Source organism: Tepidimonas fonticaldi (assembly GCF_007556755.1).
GTDB classification, from domain to species: domain Bacteria; phylum Pseudomonadota; class Gammaproteobacteria; order Burkholderiales; family Burkholderiaceae_C; genus Tepidimonas; species Tepidimonas fonticaldi.
Genome location: NZ_VJOO01000001.1, coordinates 50,901 through 74,881, shown reverse-complemented (window position 1 = coordinate 74,881; position 23,981 = coordinate 50,901). Strand labels below are relative to the sequence as shown.

Below are 23,981 nucleotides of genomic sequence, written 5' to 3'. Positions count from 1 at the left end.
TCTACGGCCGACCCGGGCCGCGTGGATGCGACGGATCGCGCAGCGCCCCCGCACGGCGACGGTCGGGCCCGTTCGACCCTACAACGTTTTTTCCATGTCGCACAAGACCATCCGGATCCTGCGCATGCACCACCTGCGCGGACCCAACCTCTGGACCTACCGGGCCGCGATCGAGGCGCTGATCGACATCGGCGACCTCGAGGACTGCCCTTCCAACACCATCCCCGGCCTGTACGAGCGGCTGACGGCCTGGCTGCCGGGCTTGATCGAGCACCACTGCGGCGTCGGGGAGCGGGGAGGCTTTCTGCAGCGGCTGCGCGAAGGCACGTGGCCGGGCCACATCATGGAGCACGTGGCCATCGAGCTGCTGAACCTGGCCGGCATGGCGACCAGCTTCGGGCAGACCCGCTCGACCAGCGAGCGTGGCATCTACAAACTGGTGATCCGCGCCCGCCAGGAGGAAGTCGCCCGCCAGGCCCTGCTCGATGCGCGCGACCTGCTCATGGCCGCCATCGAGGACCAAACCTATGACGTGGAGGCGGCGGTCAAGGGCCTCAAAGGGCTGATCGACCGCCATGCCCTCGGACCGAGCACCGCGGCCATCGTCGATGCCGCGACGGCGCGCCGCATCCCGCACATCCGCTTGACCGACGGCAACCTGGTGCAGTTGGGCTACGGTGCGCGCCAGCGCCGTATCTGGACCGCCGAAACCGACCGCACCAGCGCGATTGCCGAGACCATCTCGCGCGACAAGGACCTGACCAAGCGGCTGCTGGCCGAGTGCGGCGTGCCGGTGCCGGAGGGGCGCGTGGTCACCAGCGCCGACGATGCCTGGGCTGCGGCCGAGGAAATCGGGCTGCCCGTGGTCGTCAAGCCGGTGGACGCCAACCATGCGCGTGGGGTCTCGCTGGATGTGCGCACGCGCGAGGAAATCGCCATCGCCTACGAGCTCGCCGACCGTGAGGGCTCCGAAGTCATGGTCGAGCGCTACATCCGCGGCCACGAACACCGGGTGCTCGTGATCGGGGGGCGCGTGGTCGCTGCCTCGCGCGGCGAGCGCGCGGTGGTCGTCGGCGACGGCGTGCACAGCGTGCGCGAACTGATCGAGCGCGACATCAACAGCGACCCCCGGCGGGGCGAGGAGGAGGAGTTCCCGCTCGACACCATCCGCCTGCCCGAAAACCGCGACGTGATGCTGGAGCTGCGCCGCCAAGGGCTGGAGCCGGACAGCGTGCCCGAGGCCGGCCGGGAGGTGCTGGTGCAGCGCACCGGGCTGCTGACGGACGACGTGACCGACCTGGTGCACCCGGACGTGGCCGAGCTGACGGCCCTGGCCGCCCGCGTGGTGGGGCTGGACATCGCGGGCATCGACTTGGTGGTGGAAGACATCGGCCGGCCCCTCGCCGCGCAAGGCGGGGCGATCGTGGAGGTCAACGCCGGCCCCGGGCTGTTGCCTCACCTCAAGCCCGCCAACGGCAAGCCGCGCCCGGTGGGCGAGGCCATCGTCGATCACCTGTTCCCCGGGCAAGAGAATGGCCGCATCCCCGTCGTCGGCATCACCGGCACCCGGGAGACGGCACCGCTGGCGCTGCTGATCGGGTCGCTGCTGCAACGCGCCGACCACACCGTCGGCGTCTCGTGCGGGGGGCGCCTGTACCTGCAGTCCCACCCCATCGACGCCAGCCTGCCCTCGGACTGGGAGGCCGGCCAGCGCATCCTCATGAACCGCTGCGTCGATGCGGCCGTAATCGAAAACTCCCCGCGCAGCATCCTGGACGAGGGCCTGCCCTACGACCGCTGTCTGGTGGGCGTGGTGACCGACGTGCCCGAACCCCAAGGGCTGGAGGACCACTACATCACCACCCGCGAGCACATGCGCAAGGTGTTGCGCACCCAGGTCGATGTGGTGCTGCCGCAGGGGTGCGCCGTGCTCAATGCCGACTGCGACGTGTGCGCCAGCCTGGCCGAGCTGTGCGACGGCGATGTGCTGCTGTTCAGCACCGATCCGCGCCACACGGCGCGCGAGGCGCATGTGGCCGATGGCCGGCGCTTTTTGACCGTCGACGGACGGCAAGCCGTGCTGGTGCGCGCCAACGGCACCACCCCGGTGCTGGATCTGGACCACCCCGGCGTGCAAGCCGTGCTGCGCCACATCCGGGTCGAGACGCTGCTGGCCGTGCTGGGCGCCGCCGTGGCGCTGGGCCTGCCCCTCGGCCTGATCCGTGCCGGAATCGAAACCGCCGCCCCTCAACTCTCCGTCCTCTGACACTGCTGCCCGAGCCGCCATGAACGTCACCCGCCTGCGGGCCCTGCGGGGCCCGAACCTGTGGAGCCGCTACACGGCCATCGAAGCGACCGTGCACTGCACGCCAGAGGAGTCCGACCTGCGCCGCCTGGCCGGCTTCGAGGCGCGGCTGCGGCAGCGCTTCCCCGAGCTGGGCATGCTGCCGGAGCCGACCGCCGACGGCGTGGTGTCGATGGCGCACGCGCTGGAGATCACCGCCCTGGCGCTGCAGACCCACGCCGGCTGCCCGCTGAGTTTCAGCCGCACCATCGCCGCGCCCGAGCCGGGCATCTACCAGGTCGTCGTCGAGTACACCGTGGAGGAAGTCGGGCGTCTGGCCTTCGACACGGCCCTGGAGCTGCTGCAGGCGGCGCGCGACGACCAGCCCTACGACACGGCCGCCGCCATCGGCCGGCTGAAAGAACTGGACGAGGACATCCGCCTGGGCCCCTCGACCGGCTCCATCGTCGATGCGGCCGTCGCGCGCGGCATCCCCTTCCGGCGCCTGACCACGGGCAGTTTGGTGCAGTTTGGTTGGGGCAGCAAGCAGCGCCGCATCCAGGCGGCGGAGTGCGACACCACCAGCGCGATTGCCGAGGCGATCGCGCAGGACAAGGAGCTGACGAAAAAACTGCTGCACGCGGCCGGCGTGCCCGTGCCGCTGGGGCGCCCCGTTACCGACGCCGAGGACGCCTGGCGAGCCGCACAGGCCTTGGGCGGGGCCGTCGTCGTCAAGCCGCGCGACGGCAATCAGGGCAAGGGCGTGACGGTCAACATCCAGACGCGCGAGCAGGTGCTGGCCGCCTACGAAGTCGCCAGCCACTACGGCAGCGAGGTGATGGTCGAGCGCTACTTGCCGGGCATCGATTTTCGGCTGCTGGTCGTCGGGCGCAAGCTGGTCGCCGCAGCGCGCCGCGACCCCCCGCTGGTCGTGGGGGATGGCGTGCACACCGTGCGCCAGTTGGTGGACGCGGTCAATGCCGACCCTCGGCGCGGCGACGGGCACGCCACGCCGCTGACGCGCATCCGGCTCGACGACATCGCCATCGACCGACTGGCGCAGCAGGGGCTGACGCCGGACTCGGTGCCGCCCCGCGGCGCGCGCGTCGTGCTGCGCAACAACGCCAACCTGTCCACCGGCGGCACCGCCACCGACGTCACCGACGAGGTGCATCCGCTGGTGGCGCAGCGCGCGGTGGCCGCTGCCATGACGGTGGGGCTGGACGTGTGCGGCGTGGACGTGGTGTGCCAAAACGTGGTCGAGCCGCTGGAGTCGCAAAGCGGCGGCATCGTCGAGGTGAACGCCGCGCCGGGCCTGCGCATGCACCTCAGCCCCTCTTTTGGCAAGGGGCGCAACGTCGGGCAGGCCATCATCGACCACATGTTCGCGCCGGGCGAGGACGGGCGCATCCCGGTCATCGCCGTCACTGGCACCAATGGCAAGACCACCACCGTGCGCCTGACCTCGCACCTGCTGCAGCAGCGCGGCTGGCGCGTGGGCTTCACCGACACCAACGGGGTGTATGTCAACGGCCGGCAAATCGACAGCGGCGACTGCAGCGGTCCGCGCAGCGCCCGCCGCGTGCTCGCCCACCCCGATGTGGATGCCGCCGTGCTGGAGACCGCCCGCGGGGGCATTCTGCGCGAGGGTCTGGCATTCGACCGCTGCCAGGTGGCCGTCGTCACCAATATCGGCACGGGCGACCACCTGGGCCTCAACTACATCACCACCGTGGAGGACCTGAGCGTCCTCAAGCGCGTGATCGTGCAGAACGTGGCCGCCGGGGGCATGGCCGTGCTCAACGCGGCCGACCCCCACTGCGTGGCCATGGCGGACTTTTGCCCGGGCCAGATCACCTATTTCGGCCCCGCGCCGCACCACCCGGTCATCGCCACCCACCGCGCGCTGGGCAAGCGCGTAGTGTTCGTGGAAGACGGCCACATCGTCGCGGCCGAAGGGGGCTGGCAGGTGCGCCTGCCGCTGGCCCAGATCCCGCTCACCGATGGCGGGGCGCTGGGCTTTCAGGTCGACAATGCCATGGCCGCCATCGCCGCGGCGTGGGCCGTCGGGGTGCCATGGGATGCCATCGCCCGCGGACTGGAGAGCTTTGCCTCCGACGCCGCCACCGTGCCCGGCCGGTTCAACCGCTTCGAGTACCGCGGCGCCACGGTGATTGCCGACTACGGTCACAACCCGGATGCGATCGCCGCGCTGTGCCGCGCCGCCGAGGCCTTGCCGGCAGGCAAGCGGGTCGCAGTCATCAGCGCGGCCGGCGATCGGCGCGACCAGGACATCGTGGACCAAACCCGCCAGATCGGCCAGGTCTTCGACGAAGTGGTGCTGTTCGAGGACGCCTGCCAGCGCGGACGGGCGGACGGCGAAGTCATCGCCCTGCTGCAGCAGGGCCTCGAAGGCGCGCCCAAGACCCGCTGGCACACCGCCATCCGGGGCGAGTTCCTGGCCATCGACACGGCGCTGGCGCGCCTGCAGCCCGGCGACCTGTGCCTGATCCTCATCGATCAGGTGGACGAGGCGCTGGCACACATCGCGCGCCGCGTGGCGGAGGCGGCCGCGGTCGCGGCCTGATCGGCCGGCGGATCAGCCCCAGAACAACAAGGCGTCGCGGCCCTCGACCATCGCATCGACGGGCCGCCCCACCGGCAGCACGACCTTGGTCGGCACATGGCCGAACGGCAGCCCGGTCAGCACCGGCACCCCGGGCAGTTGGGCGCGCAACCACGCCACCACCGTCTCGAGCCGGAACCCCCGGTCGTGGGGCGTGAGCGCAAAGCGGTTGAACGCGCCCAACAGGATGGCCTTTTGCCGCCCCAACACCCCCGCAAGCAGCAGTTGCGTCAGCATCCGCTCGATGCGGTAGGGGTGTTCCCCGACATCCTCCAAAAACAGCAATCCGCCATCCACCGACGGCAAGTAGGGGGTACCCACCAGCCCGGCCAGGATCGACAGATTGCCTCCCCAGAGCATGGCGCCTTCCACACGCCAGCCGGCCGCCAGCTCGGGGTGCGCCCGCAGGTCGGACAGCGGCAGCCGCCAGCCGGAACCCTCCCCCACGCCCTGCGCCAGGTCATCGAAACAGGCGGTGGTGATGTCGTCCGGCGCATCGACCGCCCAGTCCTCCATCACCGCCGGGCCGGCCCAGGTGGCCGTCCCGCGCTGGGCCAGCACAGCCAGGCCAAACGCAGTGAAATCGCTCAGCCCCACCCACGACATGCCACGGCGCGCGGCGGCGTCGATCGCATCGTATGGCAGGCGCGGCAGCAGACGGGTCAGGCCATAGCCCCCGCGCGTGGTCAGCGCCACGTCCGCACCGCTGGCGGCCGCGCGCTCGATGGCGGCCAGCCGCGCATCGTCATCGCCCGCAAAGCGTTGGTGTCGGGCCAGCGCCGCGGGGTCCACCGCGACCTCGTAGCCGGCGGCCTGCAAGCGGCGCACGGCGCGCCGAAAGGCGGCGCGGTCGCGCACCGCCCCGCTGGGGGAGTAGATGTACAGACTGGGCATGGCCCGATTATCGGGCCGCACCGGTCAGCGCCCGGGGGCCAGCCCGGTGACCGCGATCGGGGAAGGGCGCATCCAGCCAGTCCCCAGCGGGGGGCAGCAGCTCCTCCGCCGGCACATGGAGCACATCCCGTACGCGCGGCCCCAGAGCGGTTTGCAGCGCGGGCCACAGGGCTTCCGCGCCGGGGGCCAGGGCCAGCCGGCAGGTGTCCACGGCCAGCGCATCCAGCCAGTCGCGCAGGATTGCGGCATGGCGCGCGGGACTGTGCCACGCGGGCTTTTTGGGCTTGTCGCTCTGGCCAAAGCCGATCAGGTCTGGAACCAAACAGCGCTCGCCCTGCGCCAGCCGGGGCGGCAGCCACGGCCCCCATTGCGGCCACCACGCCAGCGGCCCGTGCAGACAAAGCCACGGCGCCGTGCTGTCCGATGGCCCCACATCCACCCAGTGCAAGCGCAGCCCGTCCAGACTGGGCAAATCCTGGCGCGTATGGGAAGCCTGGGGTGTCACCCCCCAGGCACTTGCCCGCTGCCACACGGCCTTGAAGGCCGCGGTGGGGGTGCGCAACGCGTCTTCGCGCAACGGCTCGGCGGCGGCCCGCTGCTCGCGGCGCCGGCGGGCGAAAAAGGCCCGCATCAGGGCCGCCGCCGGCTCGGCCTGCACCCCTGCCACCACGGCGGTGTGCGCGTTGAGCGCCGGCAGGGCAAACAGATCCACGACCGATCCCACCGCCCCCGTGCGGGGCTCCGCCGCACCATAGACCACGCGGGCCACCCGCGCGTGCAAGGCCGCTTGCGCGCACATGGCGCACGGCTCCAGCGTCACATACAGCGTGCAGCCGTCCAGGCGGTAGTTGCCCAGTGTGCGTGCGGCCTCGCGCAGCGCGACGATTTCGGCATGCGCCGTGGGATCGCCGCTGCCCACCGGCTGGTTGTACCCCCGGCCGACGATGCGCCCGGCATGCACCACCACGGCCCCCACCGGCACCTCGCCGGCCTCGGCTGCCTGCCGGGCCAGCGCCAGCGCCTCGGCCATGTAGCGGTCGTCGGTGTCGCTCATGTCCCATCGGGCGGCGGGGTGGGCGCTCCGGCGGCCAGACCCAGCCGATCCATCCAGACGCCCAGCGCCTGTGCCCCTGCATCGCCCCGCGCATACGCGGCGCGCATCGCCGCGTGCGACTCGGGCCGGTGTTGGTTGAGCTTGAGCTTGCACTGCCAGCGCAGCACGCGCAACTCGAAGGCCGCGATGCCGGCCAGCATCTTTTCCGTGTAAGACGGGTCCATCGAGCGCCACTGCTCGGCGTACGCAGGCTCGTGCTCACCGATCAGGTGCTTGAGCAGCACGTCCTTGTCCCGCGGTTCGGCCAGCAGCGTCGCCTGCACCGTGCAATGCACGGCCAGATAGTTCCACGTCGGCACGCGCTGTCGGTCCGGATAGACCGACGGCGACAGGTAGGCGTGCGGCCCCAAAAACGTCGCCAACGCCGTCGGCCGCGCCTGCAGGTAGCGCGCATGCGGATTGGCCTTGGCGACATGCCCCAGCAACACCCAGCCGTCCGCACGCGCCTGCAGGTGCAGCGGCAAGTGCGTCACGAAAGGCAGTCCGTCATCGTCCGTGCTGATCAGGCTGGCGAACGGATGCGCGCGCATCAGCTCGGCCGCGATGGCCGGGTCATCCGAGCGAAACGGTGCGGGCAGGTACATGATCGGCGCCGTGTCCGCGAGCGGCGCTCTCCCACTCGAACATCAATTTACGCTTTAATCTCATATAGATCAATAGGTTACTAAGACGCTTTGCATCAAATACCATGAAAAATACCATAACTCACTGACTGCACCACCGCCCTCACCCCCACGACGCTGGGCCACCTGCCGCAGCCTCCTCCCTTTACAAACCAACCAGAAACTGGTCGAATACAATTCCGATGTGGGTCATGATACTGGGGTGCAAGGGTGGGGGCAGCGCAACGTCGCGTTCGGTGGGGCATCGAGCGCCGACTCGAGTTCATCGAGTTCCGGCTGTTCTGGGAAGGCCATGTCAACCGCGGCGACCTGATGGCCGCCTTCGGGATCTCGATCAACCAGGCATCCACCGACCTGAACCGCTACCTCGGCATGGCGCCGGGCAACATGGTCTACGACAAGAGCGCCCGCACCTACGTTCGGGGCGACTGCTTCGAGCCCCTGTTTCTGAAACCGGACCCGGCCAGCTACCTGTCCCAATTGCGGTCGATCTCCGACGGCATCGTCACGCAGGAGGAAACTTGGATCGGCCAGATGCCGGCCTTCGATACGGTCCCCAGTCCCGCCCGGGGCATCGACGCCGGCCACCTGCGCACCGTGCTCCAGGCCGTTCACAGCAGACTGGCCATCGAAGTCGAGTACCAGTCGCTTTCCAGCCCTGCCCCACGCTGGCGCTGGATCGCGCCCCATGCCATCGCATTCGATGGTTTCCGCTGGCACGCGCGGGCCTGGTGCTTCACCGACCAATGCTTCAAGGACTTCCTGCTGGCGCGCATCCTCGGCATCCGGGACAGCCGCCCCAGTGACGCGGACCCCGGCCAGGATGCCGACTGGCACACGCACATCACGCTGGAAATCGGCCCGCACCCGGGACTGTCTGAAGCACAGAAGAAAGTGGTGGCGCTGGACTACGGCATGCGCGACGGCAAGGCCAGCATCAGCGTCCGCAAGGCCCTGCTCTATTACACGCTCAAGCGTCTCGGGCTGGACACTGACCCGTCCACCCGGAGCCCGGCGGACCAGCAGATCGTGCTCCTGAACAGGGAGGTGCTCGATGGCCTCGCCTGATGTCATCTCCCTGACCCCGCACCACGCCAAATACTATGCCCATGACCTGACCCGTCGGGCGGCCTCGGGCATGGATCGCCTCTCGATGGCGCTCTTTGATGCCTCGGTGGACCTCAACCCCCACCAGATCGAGGCAGCGCTGTTCGCGCTCCAGAACCCCCTCTCCAAGGGGGTGATCCTCGCCGACGAAGTCGGCCTCGGGAAAACCATCGAGGCCGGCATCGTACTGTGCCAGTCCTGGGCCGAGCGCCGGCGCCGGCTCCTGATCCTTTGCCCCGCGTCGCTGCGCAAGCAATGGGCGCTGGAGCTGCAGGAGAAGTTCAACCTGCCCGCGGTCGTCCTGGACGCCAGGGCATACAGGCAGGCCCGCCGGGAAGCGCGCAACCCGCTGGACCAGGGCGCCATCCTGATCCTGTCCTACAACTTCGCCCATTCGATCCGGGACGAACTGCGGGCCATCCGATGGGACCTCGTCGTCATCGATGAGGCGCACAAGCTGCGCAATGCCTACCGCCAAAGCAACAAGGTGGGCCAGGGCATCCGCTGGGCCACGGAGGACTGCCGCAAGCTGCTGCTGACGGCCACCCCCCTGCAGAACTCGCTGCTGGAACTGTATGGCCTGTCGACCCTGATCGACGAGCACCACTTCGGCGATGTCGACTCCTTCCGCGCGCAGTATGCGGGCGCCGGCAGCGACCTGGGCGCCCTGCGCCAAAGGCTGTCGGCATTCTGCAAGCGGACCCTGCGCAACCAGGTCACCGAGTACATCCGCTACACCGAGCGCAAGCCGGTCACCCGGCCCTTCCGCCCCACCGAGGAGGAGCATGCGCTCTACGAAAAGGTGTCCGAATTCCTGCGGCGCGAAGACAGCTATGCCCTGCCCCGCCGCCAGCGTCACCTGACGGCGCTGATCCTGCGCAAGCTGCTCGCATCGTCGTCGGCCGCCGTTGCCGCCACCCTGGACATCCTGCGCCAGCGGTTGCAGACGATGCTCGACGAGCGCATTTCGGGCACCGACGACACAGTGGACGTGGCGGAGCTGCTGGTCGAGAACGAAGAGCTGGAAACCGACCTGCTCGACGAGATCCTCGGCGAGGACGAGGACACGATCCCAGGCCGGGATACCGATGCACCGGTCGACCGCCAGAAACTGCGGGAAGAGATCGCCATCCTCGCACGCCTTGCCGAAGAAGCCCGCAGCATCCGCGTGGACACGAAGAGCCGCACGCTGCTCAAGGCGCTGGAAACAGGGTTCGAGCAGATGGCAATGGTCGGCGCCGCGCGCAAGGCCGTCATCTTCACCGAATCCCGGCGTACACAGGAGTACCTGAAGCAGTTCCTCGAGGCCAACGGCTACGCCGGCCAGCTTGTCCTCTTCAACGGGAGCAACAACGGCCCCGGGGAAACCGCCATTTACGAACGCTGGCTCGAGCGCAACCAGGGTTCGGACAAGGTCACCGGCTCCCGCGCGGTCAACATGCGCACGGCACTGATCGAGCACTTCCGCGACCATGCCTCCGTCCTGATCGCCACCGAGGCGGCAGCGGAAGGCCTGAACCTCCAGTTCTGCTCCCTGGTCATCAACTACGACCTGCCCTGGAACCCGCAGCGCATCGAACAGCGCATCGGCCGCTGCCATCGCTACGGCCAGAAGCACGACGTGGTGGTCATCAACTTCCTCAATGAGCGCAACGAGGCCGACCGCCGTGTTCTGGAGCTTCTCGAGCAGAAGTTCAACCTGTTCAGCGGCGTGTTCGGCGCCTCCGACGAGGTGCTGGGCACCATCGAATCCGGCGTGGACTTCGAAAAGCGCATCCTCGCGATCTACCAGGCGTGCCGGACCCCCGAGGAGATCGACGCCGCCTTCAAGGCCCTGCAGGCGGAGATGGACGAACAGATCCGCTCGCGGCTGGAAGACACCCGACGGGCGCTGTTCGAGCACTTCGACGAGGACGTGCACGAACGGCTGCGCATGCGGCTTGCGGATGCCCGGGCCCGGCTGGACCGGGTCGGCAGGCGCTTCTGGTCGCTCACGCGCCACGTGCTGGCCGACCAGGCGCGCTTCGACGACATCGCCTTCACCTTCGACCTGGTCAGCCCGCCCCGCAAGGACATCCCCGCCGGCCGCTACCACCTGATTTCCCGCGCCCACCCGCAGGCGGAGGGTGCCGGCCAGTTCCTCTACCGGCTCTCGCACCCCCTGGGCGAGCATGTGCTCGCCCAGGCGCGGGATGCCGATACGCCTGTAGCGGAAATCCTCTTCGACATCAGCCGCCACCCGACCCGTATCGCCGTCGTCGAAGCCCTGCGCGGCCAGCGCGGCTACCTGACGCTCACCCGTCTGACCATCGAGTCCTACGAACGAGAAGAACACCTGCTGTTCTCCGGCTTTACCGACGACGGGGCAGCGCTGGACCAGGAAACCATGGAGAAGCTGTTCCAGTGCGGCGGCCACGTCGCAGGCACCGCAACGATCCCTGACACGGTTTCCCGGCGTCTGGCTGCGGAGAGCGAGCGCCATGCCCAGGCCACCCTCAGCCGTTCGCTGGAGCAGAACAATCGCTATTTCCACGAGGCGCGGGAGAAGCTGGAACGCTGGGCCGACGACATGGTGCTCTCCGCCGAGAAGGCGCTGGCCGACACCAAGGAACAGATCAAGGCCCTGCGCCGGCAGGCACGACAGGCCACCACACTGGCCGAGCAGCACGCGATCCAGGAGAAGCTCCAGAAGCTGGAACGGCAGCAGCGCCGCCAGCGGCAGGAGATCTTCCGCATCGAGGACGAGATCATGGAAAAGCGCGACCAGCTGATCGACCAGCTGGAACAGCGGCTGGCGCAACGCACGCACGCCGAAACCCTTTTCACCATTCGCTGGGCCGTCGTCTGACGAAGCGACGCGCCCGCCAACGATTCAACAGGACCACCACGCAATGAGCCAGAAATACGAAAAGCTGAAAACCCTGCTCAAGGAGCTGTTCCAGCTCGACCAGCCGGAACTGGACTTCGGCATCTACCGCATCCTGCACGCCCGGAGTGCGGAGGTGACGCAGTTCCTGGACAAGGACCTGCTGCCGCAGGTGAAGCAGGCGTTCGCCCAGTACCGCACCGCCGACAAGGCCGAACTGGAGAAGGAACTGGCCACCGGGGCGCTGGAAGCCGAGGTCTACGACCACCTCTACAGTTTCTTCCGCCGCTACTACTCCGAGGGCGACTTCCTCAGCAAGCGCGTCTACAAGCCCGGCGTCTACGCCATCCCCTACGAGGGCGAGGAGGTCAAGCTCCACTGGGCCAACGCGGACCAGTACTACATCAAGACCAGCGAAAGCTTCCGCGACTACGCCTTCCGCCTGCGCCCGGAGGACGAACGGAACCCCATGCGCGTCCACTTCAGGCTCGTGGACGCCGCCGAGGGCGAGCACGGCAACGTCAAGGAACAGGCCGGCAAGGAGCGCCGCTTCCGGCTGGCCCCGGCGCCCTTTGCGGCCATCGAGGACGGCGAACTGGTGATTCGCTTCACCTACGCGCCCGATCTGGCCAAGCAGAAGGACCTGAACGCCGAGGCCGAGGCGGCGATCCTTGCCCTCGACGACCCGGCGCTGGCCGACTGGATCAAGGTCCTGGGCGGGAAGCACGTGCGCGCCGACGGCACGGCCTCGGAGAACACCCGGCTGCGCGTGCATCTGGACCGCTACACCGCCCGCAACACCTTCGACTACTTCATCCACAAGGACCTGGGCGGCTTTCTGCGGCGCGAGCTGGACTTCTACATCAAGAACGAGGTCATGCACCTCGACGACGTGGAAAACGAAACCGCACCGCGCGTCGAGCAGTACCTGTCCAAGATCAAGGTCATCCGCCGCATCGCGCACAAGATCATCGACTTCCTGGCGCAGCTGGAAGACTTCCAGAAGAAGCTGTGGCTGAAGAAGAAGTTTGTCGTCGAGACCAGCTATTGCATCCGGCTGGGTGTGATTCCGGAGGAGTTCTATCCGGAGATAGCCGCCAATGACGCTCAACGCGAGGAATGGGTGCGGCTGTGTGCGATTGATGAAATCAAGGGCGACCTGACGACGCCGGGATATAGCGTGCCGCTGACGGTGGAGTTTCTGAAGGCGCATCCGACGCTGATGGTGGACACGCGGCATTTCGACGCCGACCTCACCACACGGCTTCTAGAGAAACTCGAAGCCGTGGAGGACAAAATGGATGGCCTGCTGGTGCACAGCGAGAACTTTAGTGCCCTCGCAATTCTTCAACTTCGATACCGCAATGGTATCAAGTGTGCATTTATCGATCCGCCCTACAACACTGAAAAAGATCGCAGTGAAGGAAAGTTTGTATACAAAGACGGCTACACCTACTCCAGTTGGATTGCGATGCTAGCATCACGACTCCTGCTTCTTCGACAGCTATTACGTCACGACGGGGGCCAATATATCAGCATTGACGACGTAATGTATTGTGATCTTGTCTCTTTGCTGCGAGATGTTTTTGGGCGCGACAATCATGTCGCAACTATTATTTGGGAAAAAGTCCACACCCGAAAGAATTCTGCAAGATTGTTCTCAGTATCTCATGACTACATTCCGTGCTTTGCGATCAATAAAGACCAATGGGAGAGGGTGCTAATTCCCCGAGAGAACACTGACGCATATACCAATCCGGACAATGATCCCAAAGGGCCATGGAAACCGGACCCGATCTACGCCAACAATCCATACGATGCGGACTACGTCATTGAAAAGCCCAATGGGATCATTCTGCGTCCCCCACCAGGACAGTACTGGCGGCTGAGCGAAACGACATGGAAGCAGAAGGTCACCGAGAACGCCGTAATTTGGGGAGATGGCGCCGCATACCCTATGGTGAAGCGCTATCTATCCGACGTCCAAGATGGCTTGGTACCAGTGACGCTATTCGATCGAGAGTTTGCTGGCGATAACGCATTGGCCAATTCTGAGTTCGATGCGTTGTTTGGCTCAAAGCGAATCTTTCCCTATCCCAAACCATCACTATTAATTCAGCGCCTGTTGCAGACAAATATTCGCAAGCGCAGCAACGAAGCTGTAATTGACTATTTTGCCGGCTCAGGAACCACCGGTCATGCCGTCATCAATCTCAACCGTGAAGACGGTGGTCAGCGCAAGTTCATCCTCGTGGAGCAAGCCGACTACTTCGACACCGTTCTTCTTCCGCGTCTGAAAAAGGTCGTTTATACCCCTGATTGGAGGACTGGCAAACCCAAGCGCTTCGCAACACCTGAGGAAGCCGAGCGCAGCCCGCGGATCATGAAAGTGATCCGCCTCGAGTCCTACGAGGACACGCTGAACAACCTGGAACTGCGCCGCACCGAGGCGCAGCAGAGCCTGCTCGACAGCCCGCAGGCCCAGGGGGCGGACGGCTTCCGGGAGCAGTACCTGCTGCGCTACATGCTGGACGTGGAAACGCGCGGCAGCCAGTCGCTGCTGAACGTGGCCGCCTTCATGGACCCCACGGCCTACAGGCTGAAGGTCAAGCGCCCGGGTTCGGACGAGTCCCGCGAGGTGAATGTCGACCTGCAGGAGACCTTCAACTGGCTGATCGGCCTGAAGGTGGACCACATCGCCGCGCCGCGCACCTACAGCGCCGCGTTCCGCCGCGACGACGATCCGGACCTGCCGGCGGACGCGCCGCGCCGGCTGCTGCTGGACGGCCGCCTGAAGGAGGACCCGGAAGGCCCGTGGTGGTTCCGCACCGTCACCGGCACCACGCCCGACGGCCGCCGCACCCTCGTCATCTGGCGCAAGCGCCCGGGTGGCGAGGCCCCGGAAGGCATCGAGCGCGACAACCTGGTGCTGGACGAGTGGTTCCGCAAGCAGGGCTACTCCAGCAAGGACAGCGAATTCGACCTGATCTACGTGAACGGCGACAACAACCTGGAAAACCTCAAGGCCCCGGATGACACCTGGAAGGTGCGCCTGATCGAGGAGGACTTCTTCCGCCTGATGTTCGAAATGGAGGGCGTGTGATGCTCGTCCGTTCGCAACAAGCAGGTTTGTCACTCACTTTGGGCCTGAAAATGATCGACAACATCCGTAGCTGCTATCCAATGAGCGACAAGCGGAAGGAGGCTGCCTGATGCCGCGCGGACGTCCTCGCAAGAACGATGCAGCTTCGCCCAGGGCGGCTGCGCGCGGCCTGGCCGCCGCGCCCCGCGCGTCGTTGCCGTTCAACCGCAAGCTCGCCCTCAACCAGTGGCTGCTCGGTCTGTTCGGGGTCGAGCGCTTCGACCAGCTCGCCGCTCACTTGAAAGACGAGTCGCTGGAAGGACTGGACGCGGACAACATCCACCGCTTCCACCACGCCCTGTGCCTGCACCTGCCCCCGGAGAACAGGCCGGAGCTGTCGGACGAACAGCTGCTGGAATACGACCAGGCCATCGTTTCGGTCACGCAACACCTCAACGACCGGCGCATCACCCGGGGTGAGGAGCCGATCGTCTGGAAGTACTTCCAGTACCTGGCGCTGCTGTTCACGGAGATCTACCTCGACCGCTACTTCCGCGACCCCGCCGGCCTGCGGCAGGCGCTCAACGCGCGCATTGCGGCGCTGAACGAGACGCTCCCGGAAGCGGACCGGATCGCGGCACTGGACGAGTCTGAGGACCCTCGCCTCCAGCTCAACAAGATCGCGTTCTGGATGGCCACCGGCAGCGGCAAAACACTGCTCATGCATGCCAACATCCTCCAGTACCAGCGGTTTCTGGAAACACATGGTCTTTCGCGCGAGCTGAACCGGATCATCCTGCTCACGCCCAACGAAGGGCTGTCGCAGCAGCATCTGCGCGAGTTCCAGAAGTCGGGCATCGAGGCGGAGATCTTCAACAAGGACGGACGCGGCCTGTTCGCCGGCCGTGCGGTGGAAATCCTGGAGGTCACCAAGCTGAAGGAGGAGATGGGCGAGAAGACAGTGGCGGTGGATGCCTTCGAGGGCAACAACCTTGTCCTCGTCGATGAAGGGCACCGCGGTGCTTCGGCAGGCGGCGACGGGGCCTGGATGAAGTTCCGCAACGCGCTGTGTGAAAAGGGCTTTTCGTTCGAATATTCCGCCACCTTCGGCCAGGCCGTGGCCGGAAACCGACAGCTGACCGACCTCTACGCGCGCAGCACGCTGTTCGACTATTCCTATCGCTGGTTCTACGGCGACGGTTTCGGCAAGGACTACCACATCCTCAACCTGGAAGACGACCGCAACGAGGAATGGATGAGGACCTACCTCACCGCCTGTCTGCTGTCGTTCTTCCAGCAGCAGCGGCTGTACCGGGAACTGGAGACGAGCCAGCGCCCGTTCAACATCGAAAAGCCGTTGTGGGTCTTCGTGGGCGGCAGCGTCAATGCCGTGCGCAAGGAGGACAAAAAGGATGTGTCGGACGTCGTGGCCATCCTGAAGTTCCTGGCCGCCTACGTGGCGAATCGCAAGGACAGCGCCGAGCGCATCCGGCGCGTGCTGAACGAAGGGTTGCTGACGGCCACCGGCAAGAACCTGTTCGCGGGCCGTTTCGCCTACCTGAACACCTGCGGCCTGTCGCCGGAACAGATCTTCGACGAAACACTGGCGACCCTGTTCAACGCTCCCGCAGGCGGCCTGCTGCACGTCGAGAACCTGAAGGGCGCCGCCGGCGAAATCGGCGTGCGCGTGGGCGACAACGCGTTCTTTGGCGTCATCAACGTCGGTGACGACACCAAGCTGGTGAAGCTGTGCGAAGCCAGCGGCTTGCATGTCGCCGAGCGGGAATTTTCCGGATCGTTGTTCCACGAGCTGGACAAGCCGCACTCCGCCATCAACGTGCTCATTGGTTCGAAGAAGTTCACCGAGGGATGGAGCAGCTGGCGCGTGAGCACCATGGGGCTGATGAACGTTGGGCGCAGCGAGGGCGCGCAGATCATCCAGCTCTTCGGCCGCGGCGTGCGGTTGAAGGGCTATGGCATGAGCCTCAAGCGCAGCGTGCGTGCAACCCTCCCCGCGGCGCTGAAACGGCCCAAGTACATCGACCTGCTCGAAACGCTGCACATCTTCGGCGTCCGCGCCGATTACATGTCGCAGTTCCGCGATTTTCTTGAAGCGGAAGGTTTGCCTGCCAACGAAGAACGCATCGAATTCATCCTGCCGGTCATCCGGAACCTGGGCACGAAGCCGCTCAAGACGATCCGTCTCAAAAAAGAGATCAACGGCGTCAAGACTGAGTTTGGCGACGCCTTCCGCAAGCTGGGGCCGGTTCCGACCCTCCAGCCCCCGCGCCCCGACCTTGAGCCCGCCACGGCCTACCTGCAGAAGAACCAGGTGGTGCTGAACTGGTACCCGAAGATCCAGACCATGAAGTCCGACGGGGTATCGGGCAGCGAGGACGAAGGCGCCCCCAATGAGGCGCACCTGACGAAGCAGCACATCGCCTTCCTGGGCCTCGATCAGCTGTACTTCGACCTCGAACGTTTCAAGGCCGAGCGTGGCTGGTACAACCTCAACCTGCCCCGTTCCGGCATCGCTGCATTGCTGGTGGACACCAGCTGGTACCGACTGCTCATCCCTGCATCGGAGCTGGCCTTCGACTCGTTCGAAAAGGTGCGCGTATGGCAGGAGATCGCCCAGGCCCTTCTGCGCAAGTACGTGGAGCGCTACTACACCTTCCGCAAGAAAGAGTGGGAATTGCCGCACCTGGAATACCGCGACCTCACCGAGGACGATCCCAACTTCCCGTCCATCCTGAGTGAGGATGGCGCCGAATACGGTTACCGGATCCTGATCGAGGAATCGCAGCAGGAAATCGTCGCAAAACTGAAAGAGCTGAAAGAGGCCATCGAGCAAGGGAATCTGAAGGACTGGGAGTTCCGGGGCCTCAAGGCAATCTGGTTCGGGCGACACCTCTACCAGCCGTTGCTGTTCCTGGACGGCAGTGTAGTGGAAATCTCACCCGCCCCGCTCAATAAGGGCGAGCGCCGGTTCATCGAGGACCTGAAGGCGTTCCACGACGCCAACCCCGGCTATTTTGCGGAACGCGAACTCTACCTGCTGCGCAACCTCAGCAAGGGCCGTGGCGTCGGCTTCTTCGAGGCTGGAAACTTCCACCCGGACTTCATCATCTGGCAGCTCGAAGGCAAACGGCAGCGCGTGACCTTTGTCGACCCCAAAGGCATCCGCAACGTCGGCCTCCAGGATCCCAAGATCAGCTTCTACGAAACGGTCAAGGACATCGAGAAGCGGCTGGGGCAGCCTGATGTTGTGCTCGAGTCCTTCATCGTCTCGAACACGCCCTCGCATGAAATGAGCAAGCTTTGGGGCATCACCAAGGGCGAGATGCAGAAAAAACACATCCTGTTTCAGGAGGAAGACGGGGATAGCTATATCCGCCAGTTGCTGGAAGCAGCCGTGCCTGGGCCTGACGCTTCCCAGTCATGAGCGAGAACAGGAAAAGCCTGCACGCGGATTGTCCTCTTGAACCAAAGGCCTGCCGGTTGTGACTGCCCTGCAGGCCGATTCAATGAGGGCGTGAAGCCCTTTTGCAACGGAGCCGCAACCATGCATATCGCCACCAAGAGGGATTGGCCAGACCTCAAGCCGATGCCTGCCTCGTATGAGGACATGAAGATCGAGCTGCATTTCAACGCCGCGCACATGCGCAACCTCCGGCGCGGGTTCGTCCCGTCCGATCAGGACGAGAAGTGGTTCCTCTATTTTGAGGACAACATCCTGCATATCCACCGCAGCTGGACGGGCATCAAGATGTACGAGGTGGTGTTCGACGACGACGGTGACGGCGGGGTTGCGCGCAGGGTAAGGATCAACCTGGGGCCCGACTATGGCGGCACCCGCGATGACGCCTGGAATACCTTGCTCGACGTGCTGAGCTATTACGCCAGCGACGAGGCCCATCAGCCCCACGAGTCAAGCTTCGTCTCTGCCCTGAAAGAGGCGACGCAGCCCGGCTATCTGGGTTCTCCGTCCGTGATCATGGAGCTGATTGCCCCCTATTTCTGGCGCATCCTCTGCAAGGAGCTGCCCAAATACTGTTCCGGGCTGGATGCCTTGCCCGATTATGAACCCGCCAGCTTCTCCGATGTGCTGAGCGCCAACGAACGCATTGCATCGGTGCTCAGCGGTGCTGACGAGAGCTTCCACGGGCTGGAAGCCTGGCGCACCGAGCAGGGATTGGGCAAGGCTGTCATCCGGACGCTGGCGCTGGACCCGGACTGGTACGCCGATGAGAACCTGCACTGCATCCTCAGCGAAGGACTGGCCGGCCTGTCGACGGCAATTGCAAAAATCATCGCCGACTGGGCCAATGACTCGTCTCCTCACAACCTGAACGCGCTGTTCGAGTTTGTCGCCGTCCTGCGCGAATTCACTGCCAGTGTGATCCTGGGGACTCACACGCTTTACTTCCCGGATGTAACACTCAGTGACTTCACCTGGGCGAACCGCTCACGCTTCATGCAGCGGGACGAAGAAGCCGGGAATTGCCTCGTGCCTGAAGAGAACCCGGAGGATTTCGACGAAGTGCCTGTTGAGGAAAGTCAACAGTCCAGCTTCGAGAAATTGCTGCGCGAGCTAGAGGCCCTGGACGCAGAACTGGAGGAAGACGACGCACTCGAGGACGAGGAAGAAGTTCTCCAGCCCGGCCCGCCGGTACACCCGCGCCGCGATGATAACGGCAATCCCGTCAAGCTCGCCCACCCCAGCACGCCCACGGCCCTGTGGACCTGGCAGGATCCCGAGAGCATCGCCATCGTCATCCCGGATGGCCCGATGCCGTCAGAACTTGCAGCAATACCCTTTGACTCGTGGGTTGATGCGCCAACCGACCATGCCGGGTGGCAGCGATTGGCTGAGCAACATCCGGTGGAAGAACCCGACCTCAACCTCCCCAAAGGCAAGAAAGCCGCAGCCGGCGTGGTCATCGTCGAGGACGACGGGCGTGTCTGGGCAGTGGCCCCCAGCAACGCCTACGGCGGTTACCAGGCGACCTTCCCCAAGGGCACCTACTCCCCCGGCACTAGCCTGCAAGCCGCCGCGATCCGGGAAGCCTACGAAGAAGCCGGCCTCCGCGTACAGCTAACCCGTTTTCTGGTGGATGTGCCCCGATCAACGAGCTACACCCGCTATTACCTAGCCCGCCGTATCAGCGGCCACCCCGGCGACATGGGCTGGGAAAGCCAGGCCGTCATGCTGATCCCGATCGACAGACTGCCTGAAATACTGACCCACAAGAACGACGCCCCCATCATCAAGGCCGTGCAGGCAATGCTGAGCTGACTGCCCGTATCGGCGGATGCCGGACGCGGGATCATTCCCACTCGATCGTCGCCGGCGGCTTGGAGCTGACGTCGTAGGTGACGCGGTTGATGCCGCGCACCTCGTTGATGATGCGGCTGGAGACGCGCTTGAGCAGGCTGTAGGGCAGCTCGGCCCAGTCGGCGGTCATGAAGTCGCTGGTCTGCACCGCGCGCAGCGCCACCACATAGTCGTAGGTGCGGCCGTCGCCCATCACGCCGACGCTCTTGACCGGCAGGAACACCGCAAACGCCTGGCTGACGAGGTCGTACCAGCTTTTGCCGGAGTTCGGCTCGATGGTGGAGCGCAGCTCCTCGATGAAGATGGCATCCGCCCGGCGCAGCAGGTCGGCGTATTCCTTCTTCACCTCGCCAAGGATGCGCACGCCCAGGCCCGGCCCCGGGAACGGGTGGCGGTACACCATGTCGTGCGGCAGGCCCAGCGCCACGCCCAGCTCGCGCACTTCGTCCTTGAACAGGTCGCGCAGCGGCTCCAGGAGCTTGAGGCCCAGCTGCTCGGGCAGGCCGCCGACGTTGTGGTGGCTCTTGATCGTGACGGCTTTCTTGCTCTTGGCGCCGCCGGACTCGATCACGTCCGGGTAGATGGTGCCCTGCGCCAGCCACTGGATGCCCTTGGAGCCGGGGCGCGCGGCCTTGAGCTTTTCCGCCTCGGCCTTGAAGACATCGACGAACAGCCGCCCGATGATCTTGCGCTTGCGCTCGGGGTCGGTCACGCCAGCCAGCTCGCGCAGGAACAGGTCGCTGGCGTCCACCCGGATCACCCGGGCGTGCAGCTTGCCGGCGAACATGTCCATCACCATGTCGCCTTCGTGCAGGCGCAGCAGGCCATGATCGACGAACACGCAGGTGAGCTGGTCGCCAATCGCCCGGTGGATGAGCGCTGCGGCCACCGAGGAATCGACCCCTCCCGAGAGGCCCAGCAGCACCTCCTCGTCGCCGACCTGGGCGCGGATGGCCGCCACGGCCTCCTCGATGTGGTCGCGCATGATCCAGTCGGGCCTGGCGCCGCAGATCTCCAGCACGAAGCGCTCCAGGATCGCCCGCCCCTGCACGGTGTGCGTCACCTCCGGGTGGAACTGCACGCCGTAGAAGCGCCGCGCCTCGTCGGCCATGCCGGCGATCGGGCAGGAGTCGGTGCTGGCCATCAGCTTGAAGCCGGGCGGCAGCTCCACCACCTTGTCGCCGTGGCTCATCCACACCTTGAGCATCCCATGCCCCTCGGGGGTGTGGAAGTCGGCGATGTCCTTCAGCAGCGCGGTGTGGCCGCGCGCGCGCACCTCGGCGTAGCCGAACTCGCGCACCGGCGAGCCCTCCACGCGCCCGCCGAGCTGCTGCGCCATCGTTTGCATGCCGTAGCAGATGCCCAGCACCGGCACGCCCAGCTCGAACACCGCATCGGGCGCGCGGTCGTCCACCTCGTAGACGCTGGCGTGGCTGCCCGAAAGGATCACGCCCTTGAGCCGCCCGTCGGCGGCGTACTGCCGCACCCACTCGCTGCTGACGTCGCAGGGGTGCACCTCGCAATAGACGTGCGCCTCGCGCACGCGCCGCGCGATCAGCTGCGTGACCTGCGAGCCGAAGTCGAGGATGAGGATCTTGTCGTGGTTCATCGGGTCATATCCGCTGCGGGGCCGCCAAAGCGAAGGGCCGCCTCGCTGGCGGCCCTCGGCACGGCGTGGTGTCAATCCAGCCGGTAGTTCGGCGCTTCCTTGGTGATCTGCACGTCGTGCACGTGGCTTTCGCGGATGCCGGCGGCGGTGATCTCGACGAAGGCGGCCTTCTCGTGCAGCTCGGCGATGCTGGCGCAGCCACAGTAGCCCAGCGCCGCGCGGATGCCGCCGGCCATCTGGAAGATGATCGTCACCACCGAGCCTTTGTACGGCACGCGGCCCTCGATACCCTCGGGCACCAGCTTGTCGGCGTTGGGATTGGCGGCCTCGTCGTTTTCCTGAAAGTAACGGTCGGCGCTGCCGGCCTTCATCGCACCGATCGAGCCCATGCCGCGGTAGCTCTTGTAGCTGCGGCCCTGGTACAGGATCACCTCGCCGGGCGCCTCCTCGGTGCCGGCGAACATGCCGCCCATCATCACGCAGTGCGCGCCGGCGGCCAGGGCCTTGGCGATGTCGCCGCTGTAGCGGATGCCGCCGTCGGCGATCAGCGGCACACCCGTCCCCTTGAGCGCCGTGGCCACGTTGTCGATGGCGGTGATCTGCGGCACGCCGACCCCGGCGACGATGCGCGTGGTGCAGATCGAGCCCGGCCCGATGCCGACCTTGACCGCGTCCGCGCCGGCCTCCGCCAGCGCGCGGGCGGCCTCGCCAGTGGCGATGTTGCCGCCGATGACCTGCACCTGCGGGAAGTTGTGCTTGACCCAGCGCACGCGGTCCAGCACGCCCTTGCTGTGGCCGTGCGCGGTGTCGACGACGATCACGTCCACGCCGGCCTTGACCAGCGCCTCGACGCGCTCGTCGGTGCCGGGGCCGACGCCGACCGCGGCGCCGACGCGCAGGCGGCCGTTGTCGTCGCGCGCGGCGTTGGGGAAATTGAGCTGCTTGGTGATGTCCTTGACGGTGATCAGGCCCTTGAGCTCGAAGGCGTCGTTGACGACCAGCAGCCGCTCCAGCTTGTGCTTGTTCAGCAGCGCCTTGGCCGCCTCCGGCGTGGTGCCCTCCGGCACGGTGACCAGCCGCTCGCGCGGCGTCATGATCTCGCGCACCGGGGCGTCCATGCGCGTCTCGAAGCGCAGGTCACGCCCGGTGACGATGCCGACCACCTTGCCACCCTCGACGACCGGAAAGCCCGACACGCCCAGCTCGTCCGACAGCCTGACGACCTGGCGCACCGTGGTGTCGGGGCTGATGACGACCGGGTCGCGCAGCACGCCGGATTCGTAGCGCTTGACCTTGGCCACCTGCGCGGCCTGCTCCTGCACCGACAGGTTCTTGTGGATGATGCCGATGCCGCCTTCCTGCGCGATGGCGATCGCCAGCCGGGCCTCGGTGACGGTGTCCATGGCGGCCGACACCAGCGGCAGGTTGAGGGTGATGTCGCGGGTAAAGCGGGTGGCCAGCGACGTGTCCTTGGGCAGAACTTGCGAGTACGCGGGGACCAACAACACATCGTCGAAGGTCAACGCTTTTCCGAGCAGGCGCATGGGATGGGCTCCAAAAGCGCTATTGTATTCGGGGCATCGGCACCGCACGGGGCCCGGTCCGCCCGAAGGGTGAGCCCCGGCGCGTCAACGTTTGGGGGTGCGGGCAAACAGGCCCGCCGCGCGTGCGCCCTGCCGCTGGAAGCGTTCCCGCCGCGCGACCTTGGGGTCCACCCGCAGCGGGCGGGTCAGTTCCAGCCGGTCGCCCTCGCGCAGCGGTGTATCCGGGGTCACGCGCCGCCCCCAGACGCTCGTCGCCAAGCCGCCCGGCCTCGCATCGAGCGGCCCCAGGTCCCAACCGGTAACGGCCAGCGCCTGCGCCACCGTGGCCCCGTCGGGCAGATCCAGGGCGACCTCCTGCACGGTGCGGGGGGCCGAGGCCCAGACGACGGTCACGCGCATCGCACCCCCTGCACCTCACACCCCATACACCTGGTCGGCCCGTTTGACGAAGGCGTCCACCAGGGAATCGGCAATGCGGTCGAACACCGGCCCCACCAGGGCCGACAGCACGCTGCTGGAAAACCCGTACCGCAGCGAAAACTCGATCTTGCAGGCGCGTGCGTCGCCGTCGCCCACGGGCAAGAACTCCCAATGCCCCTCCAACTGGGAAAACGGCCCCTCCACCAGGCGCAGATGGATGCGGCGGTCGGCCTCGTGCACATTGCGGGTGGTGAAGCTTTTGCGCACGCCACCAAAGGCCATGCCGATCGAGGCCACCATGCCGTCCGGCGTGCGCTCGAGCACCTGGCCGGACGCGCACCACGGCAGAAACTCGGGGTAGCGCTCCACGTCGCTGACCAGCTGAAACATCTCGTGCGGGCTGTGCCAGACGAGCACGGACTTGCGGACGGTTTTCGGTTTCATACAATCGTCGGCCCTGCCCCGATTGTAGGT

The 23,981-nt window shown here is 66.1% G+C and carries 14 protein-coding genes; 7 read left to right on the top strand and 7 right to left on the bottom strand.

Annotated elements, in window-relative coordinates:
• The first annotated feature begins 94 nt into the window (after positions 1–94).
• Both Tfont_RS00310 and cphA read left to right on the top strand, forming a co-directional pair.
• Positions 95–2,266, top strand: coding sequence for a cyanophycin synthetase (locus tag Tfont_RS00310; protein WP_143968022.1), 2,172 nt, complete (start codon positions 95–97; stop codon positions 2,264–2,266).
• Positions 2,267–2,285: 19 nt separating this feature from the next.
• A complete protein-coding gene (gene cphA, locus Tfont_RS00305; RefSeq protein ID WP_143968021.1) occupies positions 2,286–4,871 on the top strand; it encodes a cyanophycin synthetase in 2,586 nt (861 codons plus the stop codon).
• 12 nt (positions 4,872–4,883) lie between these two features.
• Here the strand turns inward: cphA and Tfont_RS00300 are convergent, their stop codons facing one another.
• From Tfont_RS00300 to Tfont_RS00290, 3 genes are read right to left on the bottom strand one after another with little or no spacing between them, the layout of a single operon-like run.
• On the bottom strand, positions 4,884–5,804 hold the full coding sequence (locus Tfont_RS00300; protein ID WP_143968020.1) for an LD-carboxypeptidase: 921 nt from the start codon (positions 5,802–5,804) through the stop codon (positions 4,884–4,886).
• Positions 5,805–5,811: 7 nt separating this feature from the next.
• Positions 5,812–6,858 carry a tRNA adenosine(34) deaminase TadA gene (gene tadA / locus Tfont_RS00295; protein ID WP_143968019.1) on the bottom strand — a complete coding sequence of 349 codons (1,047 nt, stop codon included), beginning with the start codon at positions 6,856–6,858 and terminating at the stop codon, positions 5,812–5,814.
• Entirely contained in the window at positions 6,855–7,502 is a 648-nt protein-coding gene (locus Tfont_RS00290) for an FMN-binding negative transcriptional regulator (protein ID WP_143968018.1), read from the bottom strand. The genes tadA and Tfont_RS00290 overlap by 4 nt, the downstream gene beginning before the upstream one ends.
• Positions 7,503–7,751: 249 nt before the next feature.
• Between Tfont_RS00290 and Tfont_RS00285 the strand changes: the two genes are divergently transcribed.
• From Tfont_RS00285 to Tfont_RS14605, 5 genes are all read left to right on the top strand, one after another.
• Positions 7,752–8,609: a WYL domain-containing protein gene (locus Tfont_RS00285; RefSeq protein ID WP_143968017.1), complete on the top strand. Its 858-nt coding sequence runs from the start codon at positions 7,752–7,754 to the stop codon at positions 8,607–8,609.
• On the top strand, positions 8,596–11,496 hold the full coding sequence (locus tag Tfont_RS00280; RefSeq protein WP_143968016.1) for an SNF2-related protein: 2,901 nt from the start codon (positions 8,596–8,598) through the stop codon (positions 11,494–11,496). Before Tfont_RS00285 ends, Tfont_RS00280 begins: the two co-directional genes overlap by 14 nt.
• Positions 11,497–11,539: 43 nt before the next feature.
• The gene (locus tag Tfont_RS00275; protein ID WP_143968015.1) at positions 11,540–14,617 is read left to right on the top strand and encodes a site-specific DNA-methyltransferase; all 3,078 of its coding nucleotides are present in this window, start codon (positions 11,540–11,542) and stop codon (positions 14,615–14,617) included.
• A gap of 109 nt (positions 14,618–14,726) precedes the next feature.
• A complete protein-coding gene (locus Tfont_RS00270) occupies positions 14,727–18,041 on the top strand; it encodes a DEAD/DEAH box helicase family protein (protein WP_143968014.1) in 3,315 nt (1,104 codons plus the stop codon).
• Positions 18,042–18,161: 120 nt separating this feature from the next.
• A complete protein-coding gene (locus tag Tfont_RS14605; RefSeq protein WP_260682213.1) occupies positions 18,162–19,895 on the top strand; it encodes an NUDIX hydrolase in 1,734 nt (577 codons plus the stop codon).
• A gap of 31 nt (positions 19,896–19,926) precedes the next feature.
• On the opposite strand, the gene guaA is transcribed toward Tfont_RS14605, so the two are convergent.
• The 4 genes from guaA to Tfont_RS00245 all read right to left on the bottom strand — a co-directional run bounded on the left by guaA (position 19,927) and on the right by Tfont_RS00245 (position 23,951).
• A complete protein-coding gene (gene guaA, locus Tfont_RS00260) occupies positions 19,927–21,543 on the bottom strand; it encodes a glutamine-hydrolyzing GMP synthase (protein WP_068609583.1) in 1,617 nt (538 codons plus the stop codon).
• Positions 21,544–21,614: 71 nt separating this feature from the next.
• Entirely contained in the window at positions 21,615–23,087 is a 1,473-nt protein-coding gene (gene guaB, locus Tfont_RS00255) for an IMP dehydrogenase (protein WP_068609581.1), read from the bottom strand.
• Between the two features lie 84 nt (positions 23,088–23,171).
• Entirely contained in the window at positions 23,172–23,486 is a 315-nt protein-coding gene (locus tag Tfont_RS00250; protein ID WP_143968013.1) for an RnfH family protein, read from the bottom strand.
• Between the two features lie 15 nt (positions 23,487–23,501).
• On the bottom strand, positions 23,502–23,951 hold the full coding sequence (locus Tfont_RS00245; protein ID WP_143968012.1) for a type II toxin-antitoxin system RatA family toxin: 450 nt from the start codon (positions 23,949–23,951) through the stop codon (positions 23,502–23,504).
• Positions 23,952–23,981: the final 30 nt, after the last annotated feature.

Bases quoted from the DNA above. Each gene is read 5' to 3' on its own strand.
- Tfont_RS00310 (WP_143968022.1), top strand. From the start codon at position 95: ATGTCGCACAAGACCATCCGGATCCTGCGCATGCACCACCTGCGCGGA.
- cphA (WP_143968021.1), top strand. From the start codon at position 2,286: ATGAACGTCACCCGCCTGCGGGCCCTGCGGGGCCCGAACCTGTGGAGC.
- Tfont_RS00300 (WP_143968020.1), bottom strand. From the start codon at position 5,804: ATGCCCAGTCTGTACATCTACTCCCCCAGCGGGGCGGTGCGCGACCGC.
- tadA (WP_143968019.1), bottom strand. From the start codon at position 6,858: ATGAGCGACACCGACGACCGCTACATGGCCGAGGCGCTGGCGCTGGCC.
- Tfont_RS00290 (WP_143968018.1), bottom strand. From the start codon at position 7,502: ATGTACCTGCCCGCACCGTTTCGCTCGGATGACCCGGCCATCGCGGCC.
- Tfont_RS00280 (WP_143968016.1), top strand. From the start codon at position 8,596: ATGGCCTCGCCTGATGTCATCTCCCTGACCCCGCACCACGCCAAATAC.
- Tfont_RS00275 (WP_143968015.1), top strand. From the start codon at position 11,540: ATGAGCCAGAAATACGAAAAGCTGAAAACCCTGCTCAAGGAGCTGTTC.
- Tfont_RS00270 (WP_143968014.1), top strand. From the start codon at position 14,727: ATGCCGCGCGGACGTCCTCGCAAGAACGATGCAGCTTCGCCCAGGGCG.
- Tfont_RS14605 (WP_260682213.1), top strand. From the start codon at position 18,162: ATGCATATCGCCACCAAGAGGGATTGGCCAGACCTCAAGCCGATGCCT.
- guaA (WP_068609583.1), bottom strand. From the start codon at position 21,543: ATGAACCACGACAAGATCCTCATCCTCGACTTCGGCTCGCAGGTCACG.
- guaB (WP_068609581.1), bottom strand. From the start codon at position 23,087: ATGCGCCTGCTCGGAAAAGCGTTGACCTTCGACGATGTGTTGTTGGTC.
- Tfont_RS00250 (WP_143968013.1), bottom strand. From the start codon at position 23,486: ATGCGCGTGACCGTCGTCTGGGCCTCGGCCCCCCGCACCGTGCAGGAG.
- Tfont_RS00245 (WP_143968012.1), bottom strand. From the start codon at position 23,951: ATGAAACCGAAAACCGTCCGCAAGTCCGTGCTCGTCTGGCACAGCCCG.